We start from the raw sequence: 25,353 nt of genomic DNA, 5'->3' as shown, positions 1-25,353 counted from the left end.
GCTCACCCGCCCGGTCGAGAACCGCCCGGATCCAGACGACCTGCCGCGATGGCGGCCAACCGGGTCAGCCGGGCCGCGTCGAGTGAAGCGGTCTCCCTTCGCGGAGGCACCGCGGAGAGCCCGGCATGGGCCGACCAGCGGTCCCGGATGAGACCGGCGAGCCTGGGATCGAACTCGACGGCGAGATCGTGCGCCTCACCGAAGCACGTGGTGCCGTGAGGGTGGTTCCCGAGCCGGAAGAAGGAGTCACCGATGGAGGCGAGCTGCCGGGCGGTCGCGCTCGACGGCGTCGCCTGCCGCCCGATGTGCCGGGTCTCGTGCAGACGTACTGCGAGGTCGAATGCGGTCTCCGATACGGCCGACACGGAGTGCGCGAGCCGATGGATGTCGCCGATGCGCCGCAGCATGGGCGCGACTCCGGGTTTGCCCACATGGTCCCCGTGATCACCCACCCCGGCGAGCAGGGCGGCCTCGGACGCGTGGAAGGGCCCGGTGCTGGTGACGTACGGCCATTTCGCCAGCATGCGCCGGGATTCTTCGATCATCTCGGCGATGCGGCCACGCCGCCAGCGGATCTTCGCCGACTCGACCAGGCAGGTGCTGCGGGCCAGCTTGCGCATGACCACGGCCCACTTGCCGCGGGAGGCCGCCAGCTCCGGGGGAACGTCGAGGCCGAAGACGCGTGCCGGTGCTCCGTCGGCGATCGTCTCCAGCGCGCGCAGGGCGTCCATGCTCGCGGCCAGGTCTCCCGCGTAGCCGTGCATGCGCAGCAGGTTGATGGCCGGTTGCAGCCCGAAGGCCATGATGCGCGCGTCGCCGTGCCGCTGGAAGACCGCCATCGCGTAGGCGATCTGTCTTTCGCAGATGCCGGTGGTCGTCGCCTGCGAACCGGCGCGGAACGCCTCAAGCGCCAGGCGGTTCGCCGCCGCGAAGGCGGCTTCGTCGTCGGCCGACCCCAGGCCTTCGAGCAGGGCGGCTTCGAGTTCGGCCGGACCGAGGTGGCGAACGGGATCTTCCGGGGAGAGGAATCCCAGCCACGACATGGGGCCGTTGGCGGGAGTCACGACGGCCCCGCCTCCCGGCCGGCCGCGACCGGCACCTCACCCTCGGCCCGCGCATCGCCCGCTCGCCGCTTCAGGTGCAGTGCGGCATAGAGCGCCGACCCCAGGCAGAGCAGGCCACCGACGGTGAAGATGGTGTCGATCTCGGTGAAGACCAGGCCACCGATCTCCACGTCCAATCCACTAAGGACGGTGCTGACCAGGACGCCGCTCAGGCTGATCGACATCAGGCTCGCCGTGCTGTTGACCGGGTTGATGACCGCGCCGACGCGGGCGAGCAGATCGCGCGGGACGAGGTCCTGGATGAGCGGGAACAACGTCGTGTTGAAGACGCCCAGGGCGATGCCCAGGCCGAGGTTGATCGCCGACGCCGCCCACGGAGAGCCGACGCGCGAGTAGATCACGTACAGCCCGCCGAACGCCGCCAGGCTGCTCCACACGAGGGTGGCGTGCGCGTACCGGTCACCGAGCCGCCCGCCGAAGAAGGCCCCGACGAGGACTCCGGCGCCGAAACACACGTTGACGACCGCGAGCCAGCCCACCGCCGCGTGGAGGTTGCGCTGCACGAAGTACAGCTCCAGCGCGTTCAGCGCGCCGGCGCCGAGGGTCGCCATCGCGATCATGACGAGGATCGCCCTCATGGGCCGGCTGCGCAGAATCCAGGAGATCCCGGTCGTGAACTCGCTTCTGAATCCGCGCCGCTCACCGGCACCGTCTCCCCCGGTTCCCGATCCGGCCGGCGGCTCCGTGGTGCGGCCGACGGCCCTGATCGCGAAGAAGGAGAAGACGAAGGTCGCGGCGTTGAACACCAGGGCGTAGCCGATCCCGACGATCCCCACGATGCCGACGGCCAGCGTGGGACCGACGATGGCCAGGATCGCCTGCGAGGTCTGCCCGTAACCCGACGCCCGGCCCCGCTTGTCCTCTGGCACGACGTCCCGGATGAGGACGAACCGCGCCGGCGCGAAGAACTGGGCGACGGCCGTGTTGCCGACCACCAGAACGGCCATCACCGCCAGAAGCCACATGGGCGGCTTGGACAGGCCGAGCGCGCCGACACCGATGGCGAAGGCCGCGAACACCACCATCAGACCGGCGCGGATGAGATCGGTGGCCAGCATGACACGGCGCTTGTTCCAGCGCTCGACGAAGACTCCCGCCGCCGGACCGACGACGATGACGGTCAGCGAGACCATGACCATGAAGACGCTGGAGACCAGCGGAGCGCGCTGGTCCCCGCGAAAGAGGTCGTTGCCGATCCAGATGAGCAGGCCCGTACTGAAGACAGTGTCGCCCATCGCCGAGGCGACCTGACCGAACCACAGCCTGGTGTAGTCACGGTTGATCATCATCGGCGGCACCCGGCGGTGCCGACCGGGCCGAGAGCCCTGCGTCTCATGTGGACGACGCCCCGACGGCGACAGGCGGTTTCGGGCTCAGCCCGTTGAGTTCGGCGATCAAGTCGAATCGTTCCTGCATGTTGTACTTGTAGGAGGGGCATGGGACGTTACCCTCACGCCATTGCTTGGGGCACGCGCCACCGCAGATCGGGTACATACGGCACTTCTGACAGGGCGTCTCCCCGGACTCGACCGCGTTGTGCCAGTCGTCGAAGGGCCCGTCCGGGCGCCGGACCATCAGCGGAAGCGACGTGACCTTTCCCAGACCGCCACCGGCCTCGTGTTCGGGCAGCAGCGGGTACTCCGAGCAGGAGAATACGTTGCCGGTGCTGCTGATGATCTCCTTCGACTTGGTGACGGCCGTGCACAGCGCGCCCACCACATGGCGGGGAACCACGTCGAACCGCAGGCCGAGGTCGCGCATTCTGCGCATCCACTCGATCTCCCTGGCCGCGAACTTCGCGCGTTCGAGCTCCAGCGCCGATACGTCATTGCCCCAGGAGTAGACCGGGGCGACGTTCATGAAGACCCGGTCGGTGGCGAACCCGAGTCCGGCGATCGTGTCGAGGTACTCATCGACCCATTCGATGTTCTGGACGTCGACATTGGTGCGCAGAACCAGCTGCATCCCGGCGAGGTCATCGGCGGCGAGGACCTCCTGCAAGGTCGAGGTGATGTGGTCGAACGACTTCTTGCCGTTCTTCAGCGGGCGGTGCACATCATGGATGCGCGCCGGCCCGTCGAGGGTGATGTCGAATCGGCGGACCCGGCACTCGTGGTGCAGCACACGCACCTTTTCCAGGTTCAGCAGCGAGCCGTTGGTGACGATGTGGGCGTCATATCGTTTGCCCAGCCGCTCGGCCTCGGCGACGAACTTCTCCGACAGGCTCCGGATGACCGCGTACCCGACCATCGGCTCGCCACCGAACCAGACCACGCGGACCCGCTGCGTGGACGGCTCGGCCAGGCCGGCGAGCACCCGGTCCACGACCGCCTGCCGATGGTCCTGGGTGAGCCGGCCGCGAAGGTGCTCCTGCCCGCAATAGCCGCACCCCATATTGCAGTAGGAGGTCGGCAGCAGGACGTAGGTGAGCCGATCGGTCTTCTTGGCGGCGGCCCGCTGCCGGGACAGCACAGTCCCCAGCTCCGGCTCATCGGCGGGCACGAGTGCCTCCACCTGACGCAGGCCCTCGGCGACATCGGGTGCGATGTCGCCGATCCGGCCGTCGATCAGGGCCTGTGCGACGGGAGCCGGAACGGCCACGGCGGACGCGGTACGGGTGGCGAAGAGCATCCGAAGCTCGTCACCGCCCCCGGTGACATAGGTGCCGTCGGAGACATGGACATAGTCGCTCTTGCGTTCGGGCATGCGCGTTTCCTTCGAGACTGGGCGGACGACCCTGGGCATGTGGGATCGGGGGTCGGCGCGGCACTGTTCGGCGCCGCGCCAACCCGGCGGCCGTGGCGGCTCTAGCAAAGAGAACCGCAGCCGACGTTCTTCACGTCATTGGCCATCTCGAAGTCATCCGAGTTCCACGTGGACGTCACGAGGTTGATCATCTGCCGATTCCTCCTTCCCCTGTTCGGGCATCGGCGGGCACGTCGGGCATCCGATGCGTTCGATCCGCGGCGGGCGGCCGCGGTCCGGGGATCGATCATGGAAGACGCCGCTACTCGTGCGAACTCAAGCCGCTACCGACGCTTCCGGCAGAGTGATCGCGAGGTCTGGAACCGGATCGGCCCGAGGGCGCGATTCAAGCCACGAGTAGCGAACGAGTAGCGTGCCGGGGCAAGATCATCACGGCGCGGGACAGGCCCGTGCCGAATCAGCGGATGAGGTGATGATGAAGCGTCCGGCTCTCTATGGCGCGCTTCTCGCGTTCGTGGTCCTGGCGTTGTTCGCCATCGGCGGCGGACTCGGGTCGACGGGTGGCGATGGTCCACAGAATGATCCCGTACCCACGGTGATCGACGGGGACGACTAGATCCGGCTCCGCATGGACGTGTCCGAGACATCGACCGAAGATGGCGATCGGCCGGCGAGCCGGACGTTCCGGTTCGCGATGTCGTTCTTCTCGGTTCTGCTGGTCGCCACCATAGCGTCGCAGTTCACGGGCTTGTTCGGGAACAGTCCGCTGAACACCGTCTGGCCTCAGGCCTGGACGTTCTTCAGAACGGCCTCGACCGCCTCCCTCATCGTCGCCTACCGCGTTGGGGCCGATGGCGCGCTGACGTTGTTGACGGAACGGGAGGCGACCGGCGGCGAACTGTGGGGTCTGCGGCGCGGAATCTACGCTCAGCAAGGCGAGACCGCCCTGCTGAGCGCGGCGGTGCCCGAGGGCCGCTGGTTCGATTGCGCGCCAGGGAACCTCGGATGCGCCGACGAGATCGCGGCGGCCGAACCGGTCCCCGCCGTGAACACCGCGGGTGCCCCCAGCCTCTGCGGGCACATCGCCTTGATGCGGGTTCGTCCCGGCCCACTGAAACTCGGCGACCCGGCCGGCCTGCGAGACACGCTGATCCGCGGTACGGCACTCGATGTGACATGCGAGCGCGGATGACCGCCCTCACCCGCTCTCGGCCATCCGTGACACCATCGCCGGCCACCTTCGAGCACCGCACTCTGCCGATCGCGCTGGCCAGGACCGGCCTGGCCACGGCAGGACTGGCCCTGCTGGTGCTGAACACCGACGACGTTCTCTTCTCGCCCACTCCGAAAGCCCCAGAGGGCACGTTCTGCTCGGGCGCGACCACGGCATCCTTGTGGTGCCTATCCCAGGCGTCGGGCCTCCCGCCGGCCGTGCCACGGACCATCGCCGTGATCGTGCTGGCCTTGGTGGTCATCGGATACCGGCCCCGCTGGACGGCGATACCCCACTGGTACGTCGCCTTCAGTCTCGCGACGGCCATTTCGGTGCCGAACGGCGGCGAAAGCGCCGCTCAGGTCATCACCCTGATCCTCATCCCGATCTGCCTGAGCGACGACCGCGCCTGGCAGTGGACACCGCCCTCCCGGCCATTGCGGGGACACACCCGAGGCCTGACATACGCGGCGTTCTTGACGCTTCGGGCACAGGCGTCGGTCATCTACCTGACCGCCGCGATATCGAAGCTCACCGTGGCCGACTGGCGCGACGGCAGCGCGATGGCGGTGATCGTGCATCATCCGCTGCTCGGCTTTCCGGGCACGGTCACGGCCTGGCTGGAGTCCTGGTCATGGTGGCCCTTCGCCGCGACCCTCATGACGTGGGGGACGCTCGTGACCGAGGCGGGTATCGCCCTGCTGCTGTGGGGAGGACGTCTTGCGCGCCGGCTGGCCTTCGTCCTTGGCGCCGGTCTGCACCTGGCCATCACGGCGTTCATGGGTATCGCCGGTTTCGGGCTCGTGATGCTGTCCCTGCTCGTCCTCGTCGCCTTGGAGCGGCGGTCCACAGACGTGGGTTCGCAGGAACCCCATTGTCCATCCTCTACCGGAAGCAGCCGACCTTGCCTCTCAACGTAGGACGAGTCGATCCGTACACACTCCCCGACGGGCTTCTTGAGGAGTACTTCGCGCTGTTCCACGCGTCATTCGCGGTCGACCAGCCGTACTCCCCGCTCCCGGGCCGGGAATGGATGACCGCGAACGTGCGACAGGAGCCGCGCCCCCCGGAGCAATCGATGTGGTTCGCCACTCGTGAGGACCGGCTCCTCGGCTACGCCAAGGTCAGCCCCCTCACCGGAACCAACGCGGCGATCGTGTCGGTGATGGTGCGCGTGCATCCCGACCACCGGCGGTCCGGTGTGGGCACCGCGCTGCTGCGTGCGGTCTCACCGTGCCTCGGCGATGGAGGCCGCACCACGGTGCTCGGCTCGGCCGACGAGGGCAGCGCCGGAGCGGCGTGGGCCATGGCGCACGGTTTCGAGGTAACGGACGGCACTTCGCGGCAGCTGCTGAACGTGGCCGAGACCGGGCGGCGGCTGTGGGATGTGGCACCGGTGCCGGGATTCTCGCTGCGCGCGTGGACGGGGGAGGCTCCCGACGACCTGCTCGCCGAGTACGCCAAGGCGAGGGACGCGATTCACGACCGTCCGAAGGGGGCGAGCTATGACGCACCCAGGTGGACGGCCGACGGCATCCGCGAGGACGAGCGGACTCTCCGCGAGCAGGGGGTCGAGCAGTGGGTGACGGTGGCCGTGGCGGAGCACACGGGCGAGGTCGCGGGGTTGACGGTTCTGGAGTTCAAGGCCGCGCGACCCGAAATCGCCTACCAGCGGGACACCGCCGTCGTCCCCCATCACCGGGGAAAGCGGCTGGGGTTGTGGGTGAAGGCGGCGATGCTCCGCCGGGTCACGGCCGACCGCCCCGGCTTGACCCGCGTCACCACGCTGGTATCCACCGAGAACGTCCACATGGCGCGCATCAACCGCGAGCTCGGCTTCGAGGACAAGGCGACCACGCTGATCCTGGAACAGTCGGTGGACGACGTCACCGCCCGGCTCCTGCCCTGACCGGATCGGCCTAGGCCACCGAGGACGACCGGCCCGCACAGCGCGGGCATTCGCCCGCCTCGCCCTCGGGCGCGTCCAGATGGCGTCTGGCGCCGTTCACACTGGTCCATTCCCCGGGGTAGTCGGTGATCACGCGAGACCACCTCCTCCGGGCGGCGGGCGGGTCCCCGCCGATGAGGTCGACGTGTGCCAGGCCTTCGGTGGCCCTGGCCATCTGCGGAGTCAGACCGCGTGAGCGCGCCAGTGTCAGGGCCTCCGTGAAGACCGTCTCGGCCGTCCGCACGGCGCCGGTGGCGATGTGTGCCTCGCCGAGTGCGTTGAGGGCCATGCACTCGATCTCGGACTGCCGCAACCGCCTGGCCAGATCGAGCGCGTCACGGCCGTGCGCGAAGGCCAGGTCGATATCGCCCAGGGACCGGTGGACCTCCGACAGTGCCGCGTGCACGGTGGAGGTGAGCGCGTCAGCCCGCAACTCCGTGCTCTGGACCAGTGCGCGCTCCAGTTCCAGTAGCGCCTCCATCGGCTGACCCATCAGCTGGTGGGCGAAGCCGATGTTGAACAGCAGGACGGCCTCGAACTTCGGTGGCGTGGGGGTCCGTGCGAGCGAGCGCGCCTTCTCGAAGTAGGCGATCGCCTCGTCGAACCGGCCGAGGTCCCGGCAGACGGCCCCGCAATTGTTCGCCAGGAGCGGGAGGTCGCCGGTGAGGCCGAGTTCGACCGCTCGGGGGAAACAGTTCGAGAAGAGCTCGTACGCCTCCTCCGCCCGGCCGAGGTTGTACATCAGCATGCCCAGGTCGATGGACAGCTTGACGCCCCACTCGGGCCGCTTCTCGGCGTCGGTGATCGCGATCGCCTCGCGAAGGAGCGACTCCGCGACGGCCGGGGACATGCCGCGGTCCCGGGCGATCTTCGCCAAGGCCGTCGTCGAGGCGATCTCACCGTGCCGGTCACCCGCTTCGCGCGCCGCCTCCAGCGCGCGGGTGAACAGCCCTTCGGCGTCCGTCCCGTAGTTGAAACTGCGCAGGTACGGCATCATCGCGCACGGAATCTGCCAGGCGTGCGTGAGCCAGCCGTTCTCGGCCGCGTACCGGCTCGCGGCCACCAGCGTCTCGTGGTCCGCAACGAGCGGACCGTACCGCTCGGGGAGCGGGGGCAGGGGATCGATGTCCTCGAAGGTGTGCGTGATGTCCGGGGTGAAGACGAACGGCTCGATCGCCTTCGGCTGACACAGCGAGTACGCCAGATGCAGCAGCTGATCGAGTAGCCGGTGCATCGCGGCCCGCCGCTCCTCCACCGAATCCCGCTCCTCAAGCAGCGCGACGGCGCAGTCCCTGACGAGGTCGTGGAACATGTAGCGGCCGGGTTCGCGCTCCAGCAGCAGGCTGTGCTCGAACAGCACGTCGAGGCAGGCCTCCGCCTCGTCCACCGAGGACCCGCACAGCGCGGCCGCCGAGGGGGCGGCGAAGGTCGACCCGGGGCACAGCGACAGCAGCCGGAACATGCGCTTGGCGTCCTCGGGCAGGTAGTCGTAGGAGAGCTTGAGGACGGCCATGACATCGCGATCGCCGGTGTTCAGGAACCTCACGCGCTGCCTGCGGGTCCTCAGGCGGCTCAGGAGATCGCCCATCGTCCAGGACTCCCGGTCCCGGAACCGTGCCGCGGCGATGCGGATCGCCAGCGGCAGGCGTCCGCACAGCTCGACGACCTGGCGCACGGTGTCGGGGTCGTCTGCCGTTCGCGCCTCCCCCGCCACGCGCACGAACAGCTCGGCCGCGTCGGCCACGGGGAGGACGTCGAGCGAGAGCGGGAACGTGCCCTCCAGCGCGGTGAGCCTCCGCCGGCTCGTGATCAGCACGAGGGTCTTGGGCGCGCCCGGGATGAGCGGGCGGATCTGCGCCTCGTCACTGGCGTTGTCCAGGACGATCAAGGCCCTCCGGCCGGCCAGCCGCGAACGCCAGAGGCGCTCCCTCGCAGCCGGGTCGGACGGCACCAGCTCGGCGGGGACGCCCGTCTCCCGCAGCAGGTCCTCAAGCGCCTGCTCGGCGGTGATGGGCGCGCGCCCGAGACTGAAGCCCTGCAGGTCCTGGAAGTAGTGACCGTCGGGGAACTCGTCGGCGAGGAGGTGGGCGAGGTGAACCGCCAGGGTCGTCTTGCCCAGGCCGCCCATGCCGTCGATCGCCGAGATGACCAGCGCCGAGGACCCGGACGCGCCCACGCCGTCCAGAAGCCTCCCGACCTCGGCGGAGCGGCCGGTGAATTCCCGCACATCGCGCGGCAGGAAACTGCCCACCCGCCAGGGGACGTCCACCGACGCGGCCGGAAGATCCTCCGCCGCCTGCGCGCCCTCCTCACCGCGCAGCACCCGGGTGTGCAGCTCACGAAGCTGCGGACTCGGGTCGATGCCCAGCTCCTCGGCGAGGTGGCCGCGCAGATCCTCGTAGACCGCGAGGGCTTCCGCCTGCCGTCCCGAGCGACTGAGCGCGAGCATGAGACTGGCCCGCAGCGACTCCCTCAGCGGGTGCTCACCGGTGAGCCCGATGAGCTCGCCCACCAGCTGAGCGGACTCACCGAGGCGCAGTCGCAGCGACATGAGCCGTTCCTCGGCGACCAGCCGCTCCTCACCGAGCTGCTCGGCCGGGCCGCGCAGGTACGGGCCGTCGAGGCCTTCCAGCGCCGGGCCGCGCCAGAGATCGAGCGCCGAGCGAAGGACACGCGCGGCCTCATCGAGGTCGTGCCGCGCCTCCAGAAGCCGCGCCGTCTCCGCCCGCTCACGGAAGACATGTAGATCAAGGGCTTCGTCGGGCGCCTGTACGAGATAGCCGACGTTCGAGGTGACGATCTCGACATCGGGCAGCGGCGCCAGCGCACGCCGGAGGCTGCCGATCGCGTTGTGAACCTGCTGCTTCGCCGAGCGCGGCGGGCTCTCCCAGAGCGTGTCGATGATCCGCTCCAGCGACGTGGTCGCCCCCAGATTGAGCAGCAGCACGGCCAGCAGTTTGTGCTGCCGGGGTCCGCCGAGACCCAACACGCGCCCGTCGGCCACCGCTTCCAGCGAACCGAGGAGACGGAAAGCTATCGACGCGTCTGGATCATTGGCCCGTCCGGTCGGCATGTGCGCTGCCGTTCCTCCCGCTCCGCGATGTGGCTCCTTCGCTACCGTCCCCATCGTGCCCACTCTCGGTGAGTAGTCGCACGGTGGACATCCGGTTGCCGCGGCCGCTAGCGCACCAGCACGTCCATCAGCCGCTCCAGCTCACCCGCCGGGTCGGCCGTCATGCCCATGTGCACCGGGCCCGCCTGGATCACCGTGCTCTTCGGCGCGGTCAGCCAGCGGAACCGCTCACCCAGCTTCGTCTCACGCGCCGCCGGGCCACCGGCGTCCTCGCCGCCGCAGACCAGCTCCCAGGCGCGCACGCCGTCGCGGACGCCGTCGACGTCGACGCCGGGGTGCAGCGCGCGCAGCCGGGCCTCGTCCACATTGGTGCGGGCACCGAGGTAATCGAACATCTGGCAGTACAGGACCACGCCGACGTTGACGCACTCACCGCGCTCCACGCGCGGCACCACCCGGATCAGGGCGTAGGAGAACGGCTTCTTCACGCGGACACCTCCGGCAGCCAGGCCCCGGACGCCGCGACGCGGGCCAGCAGATGCTCCCGGTAGGCGGCGCGCACCGCGTCGGGACCGTCATGATCGGGCGAGTCGAGCCACGCGTCGGGCACCAGCGCCAGGACGCCGTCCAGCAGCTCCGGCGTCACCCGCGCGCCCAGCTCGGCGTTCGCGCCCGGCAGGTCGGTGGCGAAGGCCGCCAGGACGTGGTCGTCGCCCTTGAAGGGGCGCGTCACCGCGGCGGCCGCGCGCGGCCAGTTGTGGTGGAAGTACAGGCTCGCGCCATGGTCGATCAGCCACGGCTCCCCGTGCCACACCAGCAGGTTCGGGTTGCGCCAGGTGCGGTCGACGTTCTCGGTGAACGCGTCCAGCCACACGATCCGCGACGCCAGGCCCGGCTCCACCTTGTGCACCGCCGGGTCGAAGCCGAGGGAGGCGGGCAGGAAGTCCATCGCCAGGTTGTCGCCGACACTGGCCAGCAGCAGCTCCTGGACCTCCGGGTCCGGCTCGCCCTTGGCGATGCCCTCGTCCAGCGACAGGTCCGCCAGGTCCGGCACCGGCAGCCCGAGCGCGCGGGCGAGCTCGCCGACGATGACCTCGGCGACGAGCGCCTTGGGGCCCTGGCCCGCGCCGCGCCATTTGACGACGTAGGTGCCCAGGTCGTCGGCCTCGACGAGGCCGGGCAGCGAGCCGCCCTCTTTCAGGGGCGTCACGTAGCGGATCGCGGTGATGGCGGGCAACATGATCTCAGCCTACGTGGCGGCCGGGGGCGCAGACCGCGTGAGCCGCGGACCCCTCTCGGGTGAAAGCCACCCGCGCCCGCCCCTCGCGCGCCCACACTTGCCTCATGTCCTACTCCCGTCCCGAGGCCGTCGTCATCGGCGCCTCCATCGCGGGGCTGGCGTGTGCGCGGGTGCTGGCCGAGCGGTTCACGCGGGTGACGCTGTTGGACCGGGATGTGTTGCCGGATGCTCCTGTTTCGCGGCGGGGGGTGCCGCAGGATGCGCATGGGCATCTGATGCTGACCAGTGGGCAGGAGGCGCTGGAGCTGTTGTTCCCGGGGCTGCTGGACGAGCTGGTGGTCTATGGCGCGGTGCCGTTCGATCCGGGGGCGGATCGGGTCTTCTGGCGGTGGGGTGAGTGGGCGCGGGTGGCGACACCGTTGCGGATGCTGGCGTTCAGCCGGCCGTTGCTGGAGTGGGCGTTGCGGCAGCGGGTGCGGGCGTTGCCGGGGGTGCGGGTGAGGCGTGCGGCGGTGGCGGGGCTGATGGGGGGTCCGGCGGTCACGGGTGTGGTGCTGGCCGATGGTGAGGAGCTGGGCGCGGACCTGGTGGTGGACGCCTCGGGGCGCGGCGGGCGGTCGGGGCGGTGGCTGGCGGCGTTGGGGCATCAGCCGCCGCCGGTGACGGAGGTGGGCGTCGGGGTGGGTTATGCCACGCGGTTGTACAGGCGCGAGCGGCATGACATGGACGGCGCGAAGGCGTGGCTGGCGTTGCCGGCGCCGCCGGACGAGTTGCGCGGGGGGATGGCGCTGCCGATCGAGGGCGACCGGTGGCTGGTGTCGATGTCGGGCTGGCACGGGGACTATCCGGGCGATGACGGGGAGTTCCTCGCGCACGCGAAGGGGCTGCCGCTGTCGCGTCCGGCGGAGATCGCGGGGACGCGGGAGGCGCTGACGAGTTTCGCCACGTGCGGTTTCGCGTCCAACCGGTGGCGGCGGTTCGAAACCCTGAAAACCCCACCGGCGGGGTTCGTGGTGGTGGGGGACGCGTTGTGCAGCGTGAATCCGGTGTACGGGCAGGGCATGACCTGCGCGGTGCTGCAGGCCTCGGCGCTGGGCGGGCTGCTGGACGCGGTGCCGGACGCCGAACTGCCGCGCGCGTACTTCGCCGAGGCCGCGCGGATCCTCGACGTCCCGTGGCGGCTGTCGGCGGAGGCGGATCTCGCGTGGCCGCAGGCGCGGGGTGAGCGGCCGCGGGGTGTCGCCAGGCGCAACTGGTGGGCGCAGAAGGTGCAGCGGGCCGCGAGGGTCGACCCGGAGGTGCGGCGGGCGTTCGGGGCGGTGCAGCACCTGATGGCGCCGCTGTCGACTTTGCGACGCCCGGGAACGGTGCTGAGGGTGTTGCGCGCCCGCACTTGATCACCGATTCGCGCCAGTATGACCCTATGACTCCACAGAGGACACATGCGGTGGTCGCGGGCGCGGGTGTGGCGGGTCTGGCCGCGGCGGCGATGCTGGCGTCGCGCTTCGCGCAGGTCACCGTCATCGACCGCGACGAGCTGGCCGAGGGGGCGGTGCCGCGCCGGGGCGTCCCGCAGAGCGAGCACGGGCACGTGCTGCTGGGCGCCGGCCAGCAGGCACTGGAGAAGCTGCTCCCGGGGCTGCGGGAGGAGATGATCGCGGCGGGCGCGGTCCCGTTCGAGCCGGGCGAGGACCTGGCCTTCCACCGCTACGGCGCGCGCTGGCCGAAGATCGACACGGGCCTGGAGCTGATCACGTTCAGCCGCCCGCTGCTGGAGTGGGTGCTGCGCGGGCGCGTCGCGGCGTTCCCGAACGTCGCGTTCCGCTCCGGCCTGGCCGTCTCGGGCCTGAGCGGCGACGACGGGCGCGTGACCGGGGTGACCACCGGTGAGGGCGGGCTGGACGCCGACCTCGTCGTGGACTGCACCGGACGCGGCAGCCGCTCCGACCGGTGGCTGGCCGCGCTGGGCCTGCCCGCGCCGCGCGTCACCGAGGTCCGCATCGACGTCGGCTACTCCACGCGCCTGTTCCGGCGGCTGCCCGGCGACATGGACGACTCCGTCGCCCACTTCGCGCTGCCCACGCCGCCGCACGAGCTGCGCGCGGGCCTGGCGCTGCCGATCGAGGGCGACCGCTGGCTGATCTCGATGGGCGGCTGGCACGGCGACTATCCGGGCGACGAGGACGCGTTCCTGGCGCATGCCAAGAGCCTGCCGCTGCCCGAGATCGCGCGGCTGGTCACCGAGCGCGAGCCGCTGACCGACCTCGTGACCTGCGGCTATCCGGCCAGCCGGCGGCGGCACTTCGAGGAGCTCGACCGGGTCCCGGCGGGCTACCTGGCGCTCGGGGACGCCATGTGCAGCTTCAACCCGATCTACGGGCAGGGCATGACGTGCGGCGCGCAGGAGGCCGTCGCGCTGGGCGCGCTGCTGGACGCCGGGCCGCTCGACGAGGCCGCCTACTACCGCGAGGCCGCGCGCATCATCACCACCCCGTGGCAGTTCGCCGTGGGCGCCGACTTCACCTACCCGCAGACCAAGGGTGAGCGCCCGCGCGGGGTCGGGCTGCGCAACCGCTTCGGGCGCGAGCTGCAGTTCGCCGCGCAGAACGACCCGGAGATCCGGCGGGTGTACATGCGCGTCCAGCACCTGCTGCTGCCGCCGGAGGTGCTGTTCAAACCCGCGATGATCGTGAAGATCCTGCGCGCGGCCCGCAGGCGCAGGAAGGAGCTCTCACGTGCCGGGACGCCGGTGGACGCGGTTTCGCGCGCGGGATAGCGTCCCCGGCCATGCTGGCCATGCTGCACACCTCGCCCGTCCACGTCCCCGTCTTCGAGGCGCTGCGCGATGAGCACGCGCCCGGGCTGGAGTTGCGCCACGAGGTCCGGGCCGACCTTCTGGACGCCGCCCGCGCGGGTGTGGACGGTGGGGTCGCGCGGGCCGTGCGCGCCCTCGGCCCGGCGGTGCTGTGCACGTGCTCCTCGATCGGCCCGGCGGCCGAGGCGGCGGGCGCGCTGCGCCTGGACCGGGCGATGATGGCGGCGGCGGTGGCCCACGGCGGGCCGATCACGGTCCTGGCGACGGTGGCGAGCACCCTGGCGCCGAGCCTGGCGCTGCTGGCCGAGGAGGGCGGCGAGGCGGCGGCGACGCACGTGGTCGAGGACGCGTGGGCGCGCTTCGAGGCCGGGGACCGCGACGGCTACCTCGGCCTGATCGCCGCGGCGATCACCGCCGCCGACGGGCCGGGCGCGATCGTGCTGGCCCAGGCGTCCATGGCCGACGCGGCCGGGCGCGCGGGCGTCACCGAGGCGCGGGTCCTGTCCTCACCGGAACCGGGCTTCCTGGCCGCGCTGGCACGCCTGGACGCGGCAGCGCCACCGCGCAGCACAGGCCGATGAGCGCCACCGCCGACAGGTAGCCGCCCACCGCCCACGGCCCGTACCGCGCCTGGAGCCCCGAGGCGATCAGCGGCGGCAGCGCGCCCCCGAGGACGCCGCCGAGGCTGTAGGCGAGGGCCGCGCCGGTGTAGCGGTGCCGGGCGGCGAACAGCTCCGGCAGCAGCGCCCCCATCGGCCCGTAGCCGAGGCCGACGATCAGCAGCGCCACCGCGAGCGCGGGCAGCACGCCCCCGGCGTCCATCAGCGGGAACATCACCAGCCCCCACACCGCCGCCAGCACCGAGCACCACACCACCAGGCGGCGGCGCCCGTGACGGTCGCCCGCCACCGCCGACCACCACGTCCCGGCGGCCATGGCCGGCACCGCGAGGAGCCCGTAGAGCAGCATCGCGCCCTGCGGCAGGCCCAGCACGCCCACCCCGTAGGACAGCGCGTAGGCGGTCGCCGAGTAGAACAGCGCGTACTGGACGGTCATCGCCCCCGCGCCCAGCAGCAGCTCCCGCCGCCCCTCCCGCAGCACCGAGGCCAGGGGGACGCCGGTGAGCTCACCGCGCGCGGCCGCCGCGCGAAAGTCCGGGGTCTCCGGCACGCGCCCGCGCACGTAGAGCCCGACGGCGACCAGGGCCGCGCTGAACAGGAACGGCAGCCGCCACGCCCAGTCCGCGCCCGGCAGGAGCAGGCCGGTGAGCAGGAACGCGGTGTTGGCCGCGACGAACCCGGCGGGCGGGCCCAGCTGCGGGAACAGCGCGTAGCGGCCGCTCTTCCCGGCCGGAGCGTGCTCGACGGACAGCAGCACCGCCCCACCCCACTCACCGCCCAGCCCCACGCCCTGGAGGAACCGCAGGACGACCAGCGCGACGGGGGCGAGCGCGCCGATGTGCGCGTAGCCGGGCAGCAGCCCGACGGCCACCGTGGACAGGCCCATGAGCAGCAGGGACGCCACCAGCGTGCGCTTGCGCCCGAGCCGGTCGCCGAGGTGCCCGAACAGGACCGCGCCCAGCGGCCGCGAGACGAAGGCGACGGCGTAGGTGGAGAAGGCCGCCAGCGTCCCGGCGAGGGGATCGAGGGCGGGGAAGAACTCGCGGTTCATGACCAGCGCGGCGGCGATGCCGTAGGCGAAGAAGTCGTAGAACTCGATGGCGGTGCCGATGAACCCGGCGACGACGAGCCGCCGCAGCGGGACCTGGACGGAGCCGGCTGGCATGGGACCTCACCTGACGGGCCACTATGGTCACTCACCGTAACCGAATCGGCCCATTTCGATGCTTTCGGGTCGTCCACCGTCCAAGGTCCGACACTCCACAGTGCCCGCACTCCCCCGATGGCGTTAATTCACGAGTCACCGCCGCCATTCGAGGAATACCGTCAGATGAGAATTCCGCGATCGACCGCAACTATCGGGGGCGGTTGCGCGTTTGTCATTCGGAAGGAGCTTCAATGTCTGACTCATCGGCCACCGCCCTGCTAGAGCACCCCGTCTCCGCGCAGGAGCCGCTGTTCACCGTCCCGGACTCCATCGCCGCGATGTGGGTGTCCACCAGCCGACCGGTCACCGCGACCGGTGGCAGCACGTGGAGTCACGTCCCGGCGGACGTCGCGTCATGGGTGGCGCCGCCGGTGACCTTCACCGCCGAATAAGGCTGCCCTAAAGGGCACGGGCCATTCCGCCGAAAACGGAGTGGGCGAGCCCGTCCGGGCCCGAAAGACAACCGAAAGTACCCGCGGGTAATCACATTGTGAAGAAACGGCGACGGCCCCGACCAGATGGTCGGGGCCGCCTTTTACGCGAATTCCAAAGATCAGCAGCCGGGCAGGCGCTCCCACAGGTACGCCTCGACACTGTCCAGCGACACCCGCTCCTGCTTCATCGTGTCGCGGTCGCGGACGGTCACCGCGTTGTCCTCAAGGGTGTCGAAATCGACCGTCACGCACAGCGGCGTGCCGATCTCGTCCTGACGGCGGTAGCGGCGGCCGATGGCGCCCGCGTCGTCGAAGTCGACGATCCAGCGCTTGCGCAGATCGGCGGCCAGGCCCTTGGCCTTCGGCGACAGCTCGGGGTTGCGCGACAGCGGCAGCACCGCGACCTTGACCGGCGCCAGGCGCGGGTCGAAGCGCATGACCGTGCGCTTGTCCATGCCGCCCTTGGCGTTGGGGGCCTCATCGACGTCGTAGGCCTCCAGCAGGAACGCCAGCACCGAGCGGGTCAGGCCCGCCGCGGGCTCGATGACGTAGGGCGTCCAGCGCTCGCCCTTGGCCTGGTCGAAGTAGGTGAGGTCCACGCCGGAGTGCTTGGCGTGGGTGGACAGGTCGAAGTCGGTGCGGTTGGCCACGCCCTCCAGCTCACCGAACTCCGAGCCGCCGAACTGGAAGCGGTACTCGATGTCGACGGTGCGCTTGGAGTAGTGGGACAGCTTGTCCTTCGGGTGCTCGTAGCGGCGCAGGTTCGCCTCGGACAGACCCAGGTCCAGGTACCAGTTCCAGCGCTCGTTCAGCCAGTACTCGTGCCACTCCTCGTCGGTGCCCGGCTCGACGAAGAACTCCATCTCCATCTGCTCGAACTCGCGGGTGCGGAAGATGAAGTTACCGGGGGTGATCTCGTTGCGGAAGCTCTTGCCGACCTGCGCGATGCCGAACGGCGGCTTCTTGCGCGCGGCGGTCTCGACGTTCTTGTAGTTGACGAAGATGCCCTGCGCGGTCTCGGGCCGCAGGTAGTGCAGGCCCTCGTCGCTCTCGACCGGGCCGAGGTAGGTCTTCATCATGCCGTTGAACATCTTCGGCTCGGTGAAGGCGCCGCGCGTGCCGCAGTTCGGGCAGGCCAGGGCCGCCAGGCCGCCCTCGGGGGCCTTGCCGTGCTTCTCCTCGTAGGCCTCTTCGAGGTGGTCGGCGCGGAAGCGCTTGTGGCACGACTGGCACTCGGTCAGCGGATCGGTGAACTCCTTGAGGTGGCCCGAGGCCTCCCACACCTGCCGCGACAGGACGACCGCGGAGTCGAGGCCGACGACGTCATCGCGCGTCTGGACCATCGCGCGCCACCACTGACGGCGCACGTTCTCCTTGAGTTCCACACCGAGCGGACCGTAGTCCCACGCCGACCGGGTTCCACCGTAGATCTCACTCGACGGGAAGACGAAACCACGGCGTTTGGCGAGGGAGACGAGAGCGTCGATACGGTCCTGGGACACGGGAAGAACTCCATCCGGCTGGTGGTCGGCGGGTTGCCACCGGGGATAACGCCGCCCGGTGGCCTTTGGTTACGTGGCCAGCCTACTTCCGGAGGTGATCGCGCCGCGAACCGATATGACCCCGCTCTCAGGCCACCTCCCAGCCGCAGACCTCCATCCGCGCCTGCTCCTCCTCGTTCTGGGCGGCCTCCAGGAGGAAGTAGAGCCGGATCTTTCCCCCACCGCCGCCCTCAAGCTGAATCGTCACCGGAATCCACTGGTACTCGCCGTCGGTCTCCAGGTCGGACAGCCCGTACCGGCTGCCCTCGGGGGCGACCTCGCCCCAGAAGACCTCGAATTCGGCGGCCGAGACCTGCGCGCGCAGATCGGCGCACGTGGAGTCGTAGGCCTTGCGGGTCTCACCGGCGACGACGGCGTCCATGAACGCGGTGGCCGAGGCGCGCGCCTTGGTGTTCAGCTCCTTGCCCAGCCAATCCATCAGCCCGGCCCCGCCGAACAGCGCGCCGGCCCCGCAGACGGCGAGCAGGACCACGCCGACCAGGACGGTCACCGCGATGCGGGTGTTGTTCCGCTCGCGCGGCGGCGCCAGGAACGGCACGCGGACGCCCGGCCCGCGCGGCGGTGGCGGCGGCCCCGGCGGGAGCGGAGGCGGGGGTGGCGGCGTCATCGCCTGCGGGAGGGTCACGCCGCGCCGCCCGGCGCCAGGTCCCCCTCGAACGCGCGCAGCTCACCGGGCGTGGCCTCCAGGCGCACCTCGAAGGCCGAGGCCTCCGGCAGCGCGGCGGCCAGCAGCGGCGTCCCGTACATCTTCACGTCGAAATTGGACAGCGCGCGGCGGTAGCTCCCGACCGACTCCCATTCGCTGACCAGGCACCAGCGGCCCGGCTCGTCCATGGCCCGCGTCAGGCGCCCGCGCAGGAAACCGGGGCGCGCGGACAGGGCCGTGAGAGCGGCCTCGCCCTGCTGGAGGAAGGTCTCCTCGCCGCCCTCGGGCACATCGAACCGGTTGACCACGAGCACGCCGCGCCTCCTGAGGTGAGAGTGGTGCAAGCTACCCTGACGCTACCGGTAGACGAGGAGCGAACGTGGCCGAGACCGACACCAACCCCCAGGGCGAGAAGCCGGTCGCGTGGCTGCTGTGGCTGGAGCGGCTGCCGAAGGTCGCGGTCTTCCTCGCGGTCCTGGTGGTCACCTTCGGCGTCCTGGTGACACCCGCGCCGGGCGGGGCGATCCTGGTGCTGCTGCTCGCGGCGGCCAGCCTCTTCCTGGTGCTCAAGACGTGGCGGCGGCACAGCGCGGGCGCGCGGGTGCTGCGCCTGGTCCCGGTGCTGGCCCTGATCACCCTGGGCGTCTTGAAGTTCTTCCTCTAACCGGCCGCCATGGGGTGACCATGGACGTATGACCGGGTACGGGGACGCCCTGGCGTCGTCATACGAGCGCTACAAGGAGACGGCGACGCTCGTGCTGTGCGAGCGCGCGCTGTTCCGGCGTCTCACCGGCGACGTGACGGGCCTGTCGGCCGTCGACGTGGCCTGCGGGACCGGGTACTACACCCGCGACCTGCGCGTGCGGGGCGCCGATCCGGTGACCGGCATCGACCTGTCGCCGCGCATGATCGAGCTGGCCGAGGACCGCGAGCGGCGCGAGCGGCTGGGCATCGCCTACGCCGTGGGGGACGGTTCGGCGCTGCCCGACCGGGGCCGCTACGACCTGGCCACCGCCGCCTACCTCTTCCCCTACGCCACCGACGAGGAGACCCTCGCGGCGATGATGGCCTCGCTGCGGGGATGCATGCACCCGGGCGGGCGGCTGGTCACGCTCACCGTGGACCCGGAGTTCCGCGCCGAGCCCGACCTGGCCGACTACGGCTGGACGGCGGCCCGCTTCAGCGGCCGGCAGGTGACCATGCGCTTTTCGGGCGATCCGCCCGCCGACCTGACCAACACCCTGTGGCCGCGCTCGACGGTGGTCCGGGTGGCGCGCGCGGCGGGCTTCACCGAGATGGCCTGGCATCCCCTGGAGGTGCCCGGCGAGGAGCTGGAGCGCTACGGCGCCGGCTACTGGTCGGCGCTGATGGAGAACCCGTTCATCGAGGGGTTCACGGCCGTGGCGCGGTAGCCGCGAACCCCCCGGCGCCCTAGATCGCGATGACGCGCGCGCGGCGGTGCGTCCCCCGCTCCCCGAGCGCGCGCAGCAGGTAGTGCGCGACGTCGGCGCGGTGGATGTTCAGGGCCTTCTTCAGCCCGTGGTCGCCGCCGACGCGGTAGCGGGTGGTCAGCGGCTTGTCGAGCAGCCGCGGGGGCCGCACGATCGTCCAGTCGAGGTCGGTGGCCTCGACGAGGGCGTCGGCGGCGCGGGTGTCGTCGAAGCCGTAGCGCAGCAGGCGCTTGAGCAGCGGCTTGGCGACGTAGCGGGTGACGGGCCCGTCGGCCTCCTCGTCATAGGCGCCGGCGGCGGAGACGACGAGCAGGCGGCGGATACCGGTGGACCGCATCGCCGGGATCAGCGCCCCCATCGCGTCGGTGAGCAGGCTGACCGGGCCCTTGACCGGCGGGCGGACGCCGAGGGCGGAGATGACGGCGTCGGGGTTGATCTCGGCGAGTTCGGCGGTGAGGACGCCCTGGTCGAGGACGTCGGCCTTGCGGACGTCGAGGGTGTCGGCGGAGCCCGGTACCGCCGAGGGGTCACGGACGAGGGCGATGACCTCGTGCCCGGCGGCGAGGGCCTGCGTGACGACATGGCGGCCGATGCCTCCGGTGGCACCGAGGACGACGAGGCGCATGACGGCTCCCTGTGTAGGTTGGTAAGTACTCACTCACCAAGGTAAGTGAGTACTTACCAACCCGCAACCGCACAGGGTGAGCGGACACTCACCTACACTGGTCCAGCCCACCCCGCCCCGAGGAGGACCATGGCCCCCGTACAGCCCACGGACGCCCGCGAGCGCATCCTCGACGCCGCCTTCACCGTCCTGACCGAGCTGGGCCTGCTGCGCGCCACCACGAAGCAGATCGCGCGCGAGGCGGGCTACTCCGAGGCGAACCTGTACAAGCACTTCGCCAGCAAGGAACAGCTGTTCGTGGCGGTGCTCAAGGAGCGCGTCCCGGTGCTGGCGCGGACCCTGGCCTCGCTGAAGCCGGGCACCGGCGACCTGATGGCCAACGTCGGCGAGGTCACCCTGTCGGCCCTGCGGTTCTACCGGGCGTCCATCCCGATCGCGGGCGCGCTGATGGCCGACCCGCAGCTGATGACCCAGCACCGGCTGGCCATGCCGCCGCAGATGGGCCCGGCCCGCCCGATCGAGGACTTCGCCGCCTACCTGGCCGCCGAGCGCGAGCTGGGCCGCCTGGCCCCCGCCTCGCGGCCCGAGGCGATCGCCGCGCTGCTGATCGGGGCGGCCATGCAGCGGGGATTCCTGCTCCGCTACTACGGCGAGAAGTGGCCCGAGGAGGACGAGGCGACCGTCGCGCGGGAGCTCACCGAGACCGCGCTGCGGGGGAACCTCCCCGCCGAGTAGAGATCTGGGCCACTACCGCATGGCCGCCGACCGTCCGTAACGCACCGTTCCTCCGCATTTGCACCCCCGCGCGGGCCCTCAATCACCGTATGCGCTGTTGACAATGATTGTCGATAGCGGAGAGGCTTGCGGCATGCGACAGTCCCCCCTCAAGGTCGCCGCCGTCTCGCTGCTCGCCGGGAGCGTCCTCGCCCTCGCCGCCTGCGGCAAGGGCGCCGGCGGCGGCACCACCCCCGACCCGAACGCCAACCCCGACGCCAGCGTCGAGGCGGTCGCCGCCTTCTACCCGCTCCAGTTCGTCACCAAGCGGGTCGGCGGCGCGCACGTCAACGTCGCCGGGCTCACCGCCCCCGGCGTCGAACCGCACGACCTGGAGCTGTCGCCCCGGCAGGTCGCCGACATGACCGGCGCCGGGCTCGTGGTCTACCTCGGCGGATTCCAGCCCGCCGTCGACGACGCCGTCGCCGGGATGGACAAGGCCAAGACCTTCGACGTCGCCACCGCCACCCCCCTCGTCGACCACCACCTGCCCGCCGAGGGCGAGGACGCCGACCACGACCACGACGCCCTCGACCCGCACGTCTGGCTCGACCCGACCCGCCTGGCCGCCATCGCCGACCAGGTCGCCGCCAAACTCGGCGAGCTCGACCCCGCCCACGCCGCCGACTACACCACCGGCGCCGCACAGCTGCGCACCGAGCTGACCGCCCTGGACACCGAATTCGCCACCGGCCTGCAAACCTGCCAGCGCAAGGAATTGGTGACCAGCCACGCGGCGTTCGGATACCTGGCCGACCGCTACGGCCTCAACCAGATCGCCATCACCGGCATCACGCCCGAGGGAGAACCCTCCCCCGGCCGCATCGCCGAGGTGGCCAAGTACGCCAAGGAGCACGGGGTGACCACGATCTTCTTCGAGACCCTCGTCAACCCCGCCGTCGCCGAGACCCTGGCCAAGGAGGTCGGCGCGCAGGCCAAGGTCCTCGACCCCATCGAAGGCCTGGCCAAGGACTCCACCGGCGACTACTTCTCCGTCATGCGAGGCAATCTGACCGCCCTCAAGGAGGCACTCGGCTGTGGCTAAAGAGCTGCACCCGGTCGCCGTGCGCGGCGGCGTGGTCCACTTCGGGGACCGCGCCGTCCTGCACGGCGTCGATCTCGTCGTCGACCCCGGACGGACGGTGGCGCTCCTGGGCGCCAACGGCTCCGGCAAGTCGACCCTCGTCAAAACCGCCCTCGGCATCAACCGGCTCTCCGCCGGCACCGCCGAACTCTTCGGCGTGCCCGTCAAACGCTTCCGCGACTGGTCGCGCGTCGGATACGTCCCCCAGCGCCTCGGCGCCGGCGGCGGCGTGCCCGCCACCGTCCGCGAGGTCGTCTCCGCCGGACGCCTCTCCCGCCGCCGCATCGGCCTGCCCGCCCGCCGCGCCGACAAGGCCGTCGTCGAGACCGCCCTGGAGGCCGTCGGCCTCGCCGACCGCGCAGGTGACGCCGTCGCCACCCTCTCCGGCGGACAGCAGCAGCGCGCCCTCATCGCCCGCGCCCTCGTCGCCGAACCCCGCCTGCTCGTCCTCGACGAGCCCACCGCCGGAGTCGACGCCGCCAGCCAGGAGGCCCTCGCCGCCGTCCTGCGCGAGCGCGCCGCCGACGGGGTGACCATCGTCCTCGTCGCCCACGAGCTCGGCCCGCTGGAACCCATCATCGACCGCGCGGTGGTCCTCTCGCACGGCCGCGTCGTCCACGACGGCGCCATCCCCGCCCACACCGGGATCCACCCGCACGCCCACGCCACCGAGGAGCAGCGGCTGTGGACCTGAGCATCTTCACCCTCGACTTCATGATCCGCGCCCTCATCGGCGCCCTGATCATCGGCGTCGCCGCACCCTCCGTCGGCGTCTTCCTCGTCCAGAAGCGCATGTCCCTCATCGGCGACGGCATCGGCCACGTCGCCCTCACCGGCGTCGCCGTCGGCTTCCTCCTGCGCACCTCCCCCGTGGTCACCGCCGTGATCGTCACCATCATCGGCGCCGTCCTCATCGAACTCATCCGCGAGCGCGCCAAGGCCAGCGGCGACATCGCCCTCGCCCTGCTCTTCTACGGCGGCATCGCCGGCGGCGTCGTCATGATCGGCCTCACCGGCGACAAGAGCACCATGAACCTCACGTCCTACCTCTTCGGCTCGCTGTCCACGACCACCGCCGAGGACCTGCGCACCATCGCCGTCCTCGGCCTGCTGGTCACCGTCCTGATGATCGTGCTGCGCCCATGGCTGTTCGCGGTGTGCCAGGACGAGGAGTACGCGCGCGTCTCCGGCGTCCCCGTGCGGACCCTGAACATGCTGCTGGCCGTCACCACCGCCGTCACCGTCACCGTCGCCATGCAGGCCGTCGGACTCCTGCTGGTCAGCGCGCTGATGGTGGTACCCGTGGCCACGATGCAGCAGGTCGCGCGCGGCTTCACCGTCACCATGTTCGGCGCGATGCTCCTGGGCGTCCTGGCCGCCGGATCCGGCGTCTTCGTCGCCGGCGTCGCCGACGTCCCGCCCGGCGCGATGATCGTGCTGACCGCGCTCGCCCTCTTCGTCCTCGCCGCCGTCGGCGCCGGAGTCGTGCGCCTGCTGCGGCGACGCACACCCCGTCCGGCGGACTCCCTCGACGCCGCACTCGAACGGGTGCGGTAGACGATATTGGTTATCGGTCCACGCTACGGTTGCTCCATGCTCGCCGAGGAACGGACGGCGGCCTACCGGGCCGCGGGTGAACTGCTGCGCGCGCTCGCCGCGCCGATGCGCGTGGCGATCGTCACCGAGCTGGCCGCCGGCGAGCGGTGCGTCCATGAGATCGTGGACTCACTGGGCGCGCCACAGCCCCTGGTGTCGCAGCACCTGCGGATCCTGCGGGGCGCGGGCGTCGTACGCGGGCAGCGACGCGGCCGGGAGATCGCCTACTCCCTCATCGACGACCACATCGCGCATATCGTGGCCGACGCGGTACACCACGTCCAGGAGGCGCCTTGACCGAGCAGACGAGCACACTGACCCGATCCACCCGGCAGCGCACCGCCGTCCTGGAGCTCCTCGGCGAGATCGACGAGTTCCGCAGCGCGCAGGACCTGCACGCCCTCCTCCGCGAACGCGGTGCGAAGGTCGGGCTGACGACGGTGTACCGGACGCTCCAGGCCCTCGCCGACGCCGACCGCATCGACGTGATGCGCCTCCCCGGCGGCGAGCACCTCTACCGCCGCTGCTCGCAGGGACACCACCACCACCTCGTGTGCCGCTCGTGCGGGCGGACCGTGGAGGTCGCCGGGCCCGCGGTGGAGAGGTGGGCGGACAAGGTGGCGGCCGAGCACGGGTTCATCGACGTGGCGCACACGCTGGAGATCTTCGGGACTTGCGGGGAGTGCGCGGCTACATCAGACCGAGCTTGAGGAGCAGCGCACTATCGAGCGCCATGATCTCCGCTGGGTCGAGCGCGCCCTTGAACTTGCCGAACCGATCGGGCGAAACCGAGTAGATCTGGTCAGTGAGAACCCGGGTTCGATGACCGTCGATTTCGATCTCCGGCCGGTAGATCGCGGGTGCCGCGCTCGCCGACGTGATCGCGACCGTCACAACGCTGGTCGCGAAGCTGTCCGACTGGATGATCACGGCAGGCCGCGGTCCTTGCTGTTCTCTCCCCCACACACCGGGCATCGCCCTGATCTCATGGATGGCCCCGCGAAAGATCATTCGGCGACGCCCATGAAGCGCTGGATGGCGAGCATTTCCGCTGCATCATCAGGATCCGAAGCAAGCCGTTCAGCATCAGCCCTAGCCTGCTCGACGATCATCATCGCGCGATGCGCTCGGAGCACGGCGTCACGTACAGCCTCTTCCCGGGTGCGACCGTCAACCATGAGGGCGTCAAGCGCCGCCTCGAGTTCGGGATCGGTAAGCATGTTGATCTGCCCCAT

At 70.8% G+C, this 25,353-nt stretch carries 28 protein-coding genes; 15 read left to right on the top strand and 13 right to left on the bottom strand.

What is annotated here, in order from left to right:
* Nucleotides 1–2: 2 nt before the first annotated feature.
* The 3 genes from QSK10_RS20765 to QSK10_RS20755 are packed head-to-tail and all read right to left on the bottom strand — an operon-like array spanning nucleotide 3 to nucleotide 3,830.
* Nucleotides 3–1,064, bottom strand: a complete 1,062-nt coding sequence (locus tag QSK10_RS20765; protein ID WP_285664574.1) for a hypothetical protein — start codon at nucleotides 1,062–1,064, stop codon at nucleotides 3–5.
* The gene (locus QSK10_RS20760) at nucleotides 1,061–2,413 is read right to left on the bottom strand and encodes an MFS transporter (RefSeq protein WP_285664573.1); all 1,353 of its coding nucleotides are present in this window, start codon (nucleotides 2,411–2,413) and stop codon (nucleotides 1,061–1,063) included. The genes QSK10_RS20765 and QSK10_RS20760 overlap by 4 nt, the downstream gene beginning before the upstream one ends.
* A 43-nt stretch (nucleotides 2,414–2,456) precedes the next feature.
* Nucleotides 2,457–3,830, bottom strand: a complete 1,374-nt coding sequence (locus QSK10_RS20755) for a radical SAM/SPASM domain-containing protein (RefSeq protein ID WP_285664572.1) — start codon at nucleotides 3,828–3,830, stop codon at nucleotides 2,457–2,459.
* Nucleotides 3,831–4,458: 628 nt separating this feature from the next.
* Here QSK10_RS20755 and QSK10_RS20750 point away from each other — a divergent pair.
* From QSK10_RS20750 to QSK10_RS20740, 3 genes are read left to right on the top strand one after another with little or no spacing between them, the layout of a single operon-like run.
* Nucleotides 4,459–5,022: a hypothetical protein gene (locus QSK10_RS20750; RefSeq protein WP_285664571.1), complete on the top strand. Its 564-nt coding sequence runs from the start codon at nucleotides 4,459–4,461 to the stop codon at nucleotides 5,020–5,022.
* Nucleotides 5,019–5,963, top strand: a complete 945-nt coding sequence (locus QSK10_RS20745) for a sporulation-delaying protein SdpB family protein (RefSeq protein WP_285664570.1) — start codon at nucleotides 5,019–5,021, stop codon at nucleotides 5,961–5,963. The genes QSK10_RS20750 and QSK10_RS20745 overlap by 4 nt, the downstream gene beginning before the upstream one ends.
* Nucleotides 5,948–6,952 (top strand): GNAT family N-acetyltransferase, encoded by a 1,005-nt coding sequence (locus QSK10_RS20740; protein ID WP_285664569.1) that lies wholly within the window; start codon nucleotides 5,948–5,950, stop codon nucleotides 6,950–6,952. Before QSK10_RS20745 ends, QSK10_RS20740 begins: the two co-directional genes overlap by 16 nt.
* Nucleotides 6,953–6,962: 10 nt before the next feature.
* Here the strand turns inward: QSK10_RS20740 and QSK10_RS20735 are convergent, their stop codons facing one another.
* From QSK10_RS20735 to QSK10_RS20725, 3 genes are all read right to left on the bottom strand, one after another.
* The gene (locus tag QSK10_RS20735) at nucleotides 6,963–10,064 is read right to left on the bottom strand and encodes an AfsR/SARP family transcriptional regulator (RefSeq protein WP_285664568.1); all 3,102 of its coding nucleotides are present in this window, start codon (nucleotides 10,062–10,064) and stop codon (nucleotides 6,963–6,965) included.
* Nucleotides 10,065–10,171: 107 nt separating this feature from the next.
* Nucleotides 10,172–10,552 carry a DUF3037 domain-containing protein gene (locus QSK10_RS20730; protein WP_285664567.1) on the bottom strand — a complete coding sequence of 127 codons (381 nt, stop codon included), beginning with the start codon at nucleotides 10,550–10,552 and terminating at the stop codon, nucleotides 10,172–10,174.
* A complete protein-coding gene (locus QSK10_RS20725; protein WP_285664566.1) occupies nucleotides 10,549–11,304 on the bottom strand; it encodes a HipA family kinase in 756 nt (251 codons plus the stop codon). Before QSK10_RS20725 ends, QSK10_RS20730 begins: the two co-directional genes overlap by 4 nt.
* 104 nt (nucleotides 11,305–11,408) lie before the next feature.
* On the opposite strand from QSK10_RS20725, the gene QSK10_RS20720 reads away from it, so the two are divergent.
* Genes QSK10_RS20720 through QSK10_RS20710 form a run of 3 tightly spaced genes read left to right on the top strand, consistent with a single transcriptional unit; the run spans nucleotide 11,409 to nucleotide 14,700 of the window.
* Entirely contained in the window at nucleotides 11,409–12,701 is a 1,293-nt protein-coding gene (locus tag QSK10_RS20720; protein WP_285664565.1) for an NAD(P)/FAD-dependent oxidoreductase, read from the top strand.
* Nucleotides 12,702–12,727: 26 nt separating this feature from the next.
* The gene (locus QSK10_RS20715) at nucleotides 12,728–14,080 is read left to right on the top strand and encodes an FAD-dependent oxidoreductase (RefSeq protein WP_285664564.1); all 1,353 of its coding nucleotides are present in this window, start codon (nucleotides 12,728–12,730) and stop codon (nucleotides 14,078–14,080) included.
* An 11-nt stretch (nucleotides 14,081–14,091) separates the two neighbouring features.
* Nucleotides 14,092–14,700, top strand: coding sequence for a hypothetical protein (locus tag QSK10_RS20710; protein WP_285664563.1), 609 nt, complete (start codon nucleotides 14,092–14,094; stop codon nucleotides 14,698–14,700).
* On the opposite strand, the gene QSK10_RS20705 is transcribed toward QSK10_RS20710, so the two are convergent.
* Nucleotides 14,603–15,904 (bottom strand): MFS transporter, encoded by a 1,302-nt coding sequence (locus QSK10_RS20705; protein WP_285664562.1) that lies wholly within the window; start codon nucleotides 15,902–15,904, stop codon nucleotides 14,603–14,605. The two genes, QSK10_RS20710 and QSK10_RS20705, sit on opposite strands and share 98 nt — an antisense overlap.
* 233 nt (nucleotides 15,905–16,137) lie before the next feature.
* Between QSK10_RS20705 and QSK10_RS20700 the strand changes: the two genes are divergently transcribed.
* The gene (locus tag QSK10_RS20700; RefSeq protein WP_285664561.1) at nucleotides 16,138–16,338 is read left to right on the top strand and encodes a hypothetical protein; all 201 of its coding nucleotides are present in this window, start codon (nucleotides 16,138–16,140) and stop codon (nucleotides 16,336–16,338) included.
* Nucleotides 16,339–16,499: 161 nt separating this feature from the next.
* Here QSK10_RS20700 and QSK10_RS20695 read toward each other — a convergent pair whose 3' ends face one another.
* The 3 genes from QSK10_RS20695 to QSK10_RS20685 form a co-directional block, all read right to left on the bottom strand.
* On the bottom strand, nucleotides 16,500–17,882 hold the full coding sequence (locus QSK10_RS20695; RefSeq protein WP_285664560.1) for a glycine--tRNA ligase: 1,383 nt from the start codon (nucleotides 17,880–17,882) through the stop codon (nucleotides 16,500–16,502).
* Nucleotides 17,883–18,009: 127 nt separating this feature from the next.
* Nucleotides 18,010–18,567 carry a hypothetical protein gene (locus tag QSK10_RS20690; protein WP_285664559.1) on the bottom strand — a complete coding sequence of 186 codons (558 nt, stop codon included), beginning with the start codon at nucleotides 18,565–18,567 and terminating at the stop codon, nucleotides 18,010–18,012.
* Entirely contained in the window at nucleotides 18,564–18,902 is a 339-nt protein-coding gene (locus tag QSK10_RS20685) for an antibiotic biosynthesis monooxygenase family protein (protein ID WP_285664558.1), read from the bottom strand. Before QSK10_RS20685 ends, QSK10_RS20690 begins: the two co-directional genes overlap by 4 nt.
* Before the next feature lie 65 nt (nucleotides 18,903–18,967).
* Between QSK10_RS20685 and QSK10_RS20680 the strand changes: the two genes are divergently transcribed.
* On the top strand, nucleotides 18,968–19,252 hold the full coding sequence (locus QSK10_RS20680) for a hypothetical protein (RefSeq protein WP_285664557.1): 285 nt from the start codon (nucleotides 18,968–18,970) through the stop codon (nucleotides 19,250–19,252).
* Nucleotides 19,253–19,280: 28 nt separating this feature from the next.
* Nucleotides 19,281–20,000 carry a class I SAM-dependent methyltransferase gene (locus QSK10_RS20675; RefSeq protein WP_285664556.1) on the top strand — a complete coding sequence of 240 codons (720 nt, stop codon included), beginning with the start codon at nucleotides 19,281–19,283 and terminating at the stop codon, nucleotides 19,998–20,000.
* Between the two features lie 19 nt (nucleotides 20,001–20,019).
* Here the strand turns inward: QSK10_RS20675 and QSK10_RS20670 are convergent, their stop codons facing one another.
* A complete protein-coding gene (locus QSK10_RS20670; protein WP_285664555.1) occupies nucleotides 20,020–20,664 on the bottom strand; it encodes an NAD(P)-dependent oxidoreductase in 645 nt (214 codons plus the stop codon).
* 129 nt (nucleotides 20,665–20,793) lie between these two features.
* On the opposite strand from QSK10_RS20670, the gene QSK10_RS20665 reads away from it, so the two are divergent.
* From QSK10_RS20665 to QSK10_RS20640, 6 genes are all read left to right on the top strand, one after another.
* Nucleotides 20,794–21,399 carry a TetR/AcrR family transcriptional regulator gene (locus tag QSK10_RS20665; RefSeq protein WP_285664554.1) on the top strand — a complete coding sequence of 202 codons (606 nt, stop codon included), beginning with the start codon at nucleotides 20,794–20,796 and terminating at the stop codon, nucleotides 21,397–21,399.
* A gap of 133 nt (nucleotides 21,400–21,532) precedes the next feature.
* Nucleotides 21,533–22,483: a metal ABC transporter substrate-binding protein gene (locus QSK10_RS20660; RefSeq protein WP_285664553.1), complete on the top strand. Its 951-nt coding sequence runs from the start codon at nucleotides 21,533–21,535 to the stop codon at nucleotides 22,481–22,483.
* Nucleotides 22,476–23,216 carry a metal ABC transporter ATP-binding protein gene (locus tag QSK10_RS20655; RefSeq protein ID WP_432705351.1) on the top strand — a complete coding sequence of 247 codons (741 nt, stop codon included), beginning with the start codon at nucleotides 22,476–22,478 and terminating at the stop codon, nucleotides 23,214–23,216. Before QSK10_RS20660 ends, QSK10_RS20655 begins: the two co-directional genes overlap by 8 nt.
* Nucleotides 23,213–24,079, top strand: coding sequence for a metal ABC transporter permease (locus QSK10_RS20650; protein WP_432705361.1), 867 nt, complete (start codon nucleotides 23,213–23,215; stop codon nucleotides 24,077–24,079). The genes QSK10_RS20655 and QSK10_RS20650 overlap by 4 nt, the downstream gene beginning before the upstream one ends.
* A 36-nt stretch (nucleotides 24,080–24,115) precedes the next feature.
* On the top strand, nucleotides 24,116–24,415 hold the full coding sequence (locus QSK10_RS20645; RefSeq protein WP_285664552.1) for an ArsR/SmtB family transcription factor: 300 nt from the start codon (nucleotides 24,116–24,118) through the stop codon (nucleotides 24,413–24,415).
* The gene (locus tag QSK10_RS20640) at nucleotides 24,412–24,828 is read left to right on the top strand and encodes a Fur family transcriptional regulator (RefSeq protein WP_285664550.1); all 417 of its coding nucleotides are present in this window, start codon (nucleotides 24,412–24,414) and stop codon (nucleotides 24,826–24,828) included. The genes QSK10_RS20645 and QSK10_RS20640 overlap by 4 nt, the downstream gene beginning before the upstream one ends.
* Here QSK10_RS20640 and QSK10_RS20635 read toward each other — a convergent pair.
* Entirely contained in the window at nucleotides 24,809–25,129 is a 321-nt protein-coding gene (locus QSK10_RS20635; protein WP_285664549.1) for a type II toxin-antitoxin system PemK/MazF family toxin, read from the bottom strand. The two genes, QSK10_RS20640 and QSK10_RS20635, sit on opposite strands and share 20 nt — an antisense overlap.
* A complete protein-coding gene (locus tag QSK10_RS20630) occupies nucleotides 25,126–25,353 on the bottom strand; it encodes a hypothetical protein (protein ID WP_285664548.1) in 228 nt (75 codons plus the stop codon). Before QSK10_RS20630 ends, QSK10_RS20635 begins: the two co-directional genes overlap by 4 nt.

The sequence above is a fragment of the Actinorhabdospora filicis genome, from assembly GCF_030269765.1.
Classification (GTDB): Bacteria; Actinomycetota; Actinomycetes; order Mycobacteriales; family Micromonosporaceae; genus Actinorhabdospora; species Actinorhabdospora filicis.
This window is presented reverse-complemented; position numbering and strand designations above follow the sequence as displayed.

Bases quoted from the DNA above. Each gene is read 5' to 3' on its own strand.
- QSK10_RS20760 (WP_285664573.1), bottom strand. From the start codon at position 2,413: ATGATGATCAACCGTGACTACACCAGGCTGTGGTTCGGTCAGGTCGCC.
- QSK10_RS20755 (WP_285664572.1), bottom strand. From the start codon at position 3,830: ATGCCCGAACGCAAGAGCGACTATGTCCATGTCTCCGACGGCACCTAT.
- QSK10_RS20750 (WP_285664571.1), top strand. From the start codon at position 4,459: ATGGACGTGTCCGAGACATCGACCGAAGATGGCGATCGGCCGGCGAGC.
- QSK10_RS20745 (WP_285664570.1), top strand. From the start codon at position 5,019: ATGACCGCCCTCACCCGCTCTCGGCCATCCGTGACACCATCGCCGGCC.
- QSK10_RS20735 (WP_285664568.1), bottom strand. From the start codon at position 10,064: ATGCCGACCGGACGGGCCAATGATCCAGACGCGTCGATAGCTTTCCGT.
- QSK10_RS20725 (WP_285664566.1), bottom strand. From the start codon at position 11,304: ATGTTGCCCGCCATCACCGCGATCCGCTACGTGACGCCCCTGAAAGAG.
- QSK10_RS20720 (WP_285664565.1), top strand. From the start codon at position 11,409: ATGTCCTACTCCCGTCCCGAGGCCGTCGTCATCGGCGCCTCCATCGCG.
- QSK10_RS20715 (WP_285664564.1), top strand. From the start codon at position 12,728: ATGACTCCACAGAGGACACATGCGGTGGTCGCGGGCGCGGGTGTGGCG.
- QSK10_RS20710 (WP_285664563.1), top strand. From the start codon at position 14,092: ATGCTGGCCATGCTGCACACCTCGCCCGTCCACGTCCCCGTCTTCGAG.
- QSK10_RS20705 (WP_285664562.1), bottom strand. From the start codon at position 15,904: ATGCCAGCCGGCTCCGTCCAGGTCCCGCTGCGGCGGCTCGTCGTCGCC.
- QSK10_RS20700 (WP_285664561.1), top strand. From the start codon at position 16,138: ATGTCTGACTCATCGGCCACCGCCCTGCTAGAGCACCCCGTCTCCGCG.
- QSK10_RS20675 (WP_285664556.1), top strand. From the start codon at position 19,281: ATGACCGGGTACGGGGACGCCCTGGCGTCGTCATACGAGCGCTACAAG.
- QSK10_RS20670 (WP_285664555.1), bottom strand. From the start codon at position 20,664: ATGCGCCTCGTCGTCCTCGGTGCCACCGGAGGCATCGGCCGCCATGTC.
- QSK10_RS20665 (WP_285664554.1), top strand. From the start codon at position 20,794: ATGGCCCCCGTACAGCCCACGGACGCCCGCGAGCGCATCCTCGACGCC.
- QSK10_RS20660 (WP_285664553.1), top strand. From the start codon at position 21,533: ATGCGACAGTCCCCCCTCAAGGTCGCCGCCGTCTCGCTGCTCGCCGGG.
- QSK10_RS20645 (WP_285664552.1), top strand. From the start codon at position 24,116: ATGCTCGCCGAGGAACGGACGGCGGCCTACCGGGCCGCGGGTGAACTG.
- QSK10_RS20635 (WP_285664549.1), bottom strand. From the start codon at position 25,129: ATGATCTTTCGCGGGGCCATCCATGAGATCAGGGCGATGCCCGGTGTG.
- QSK10_RS20630 (WP_285664548.1), bottom strand. From the start codon at position 25,353: ATGGGGCAGATCAACATGCTTACCGATCCCGAACTCGAGGCGGCGCTT.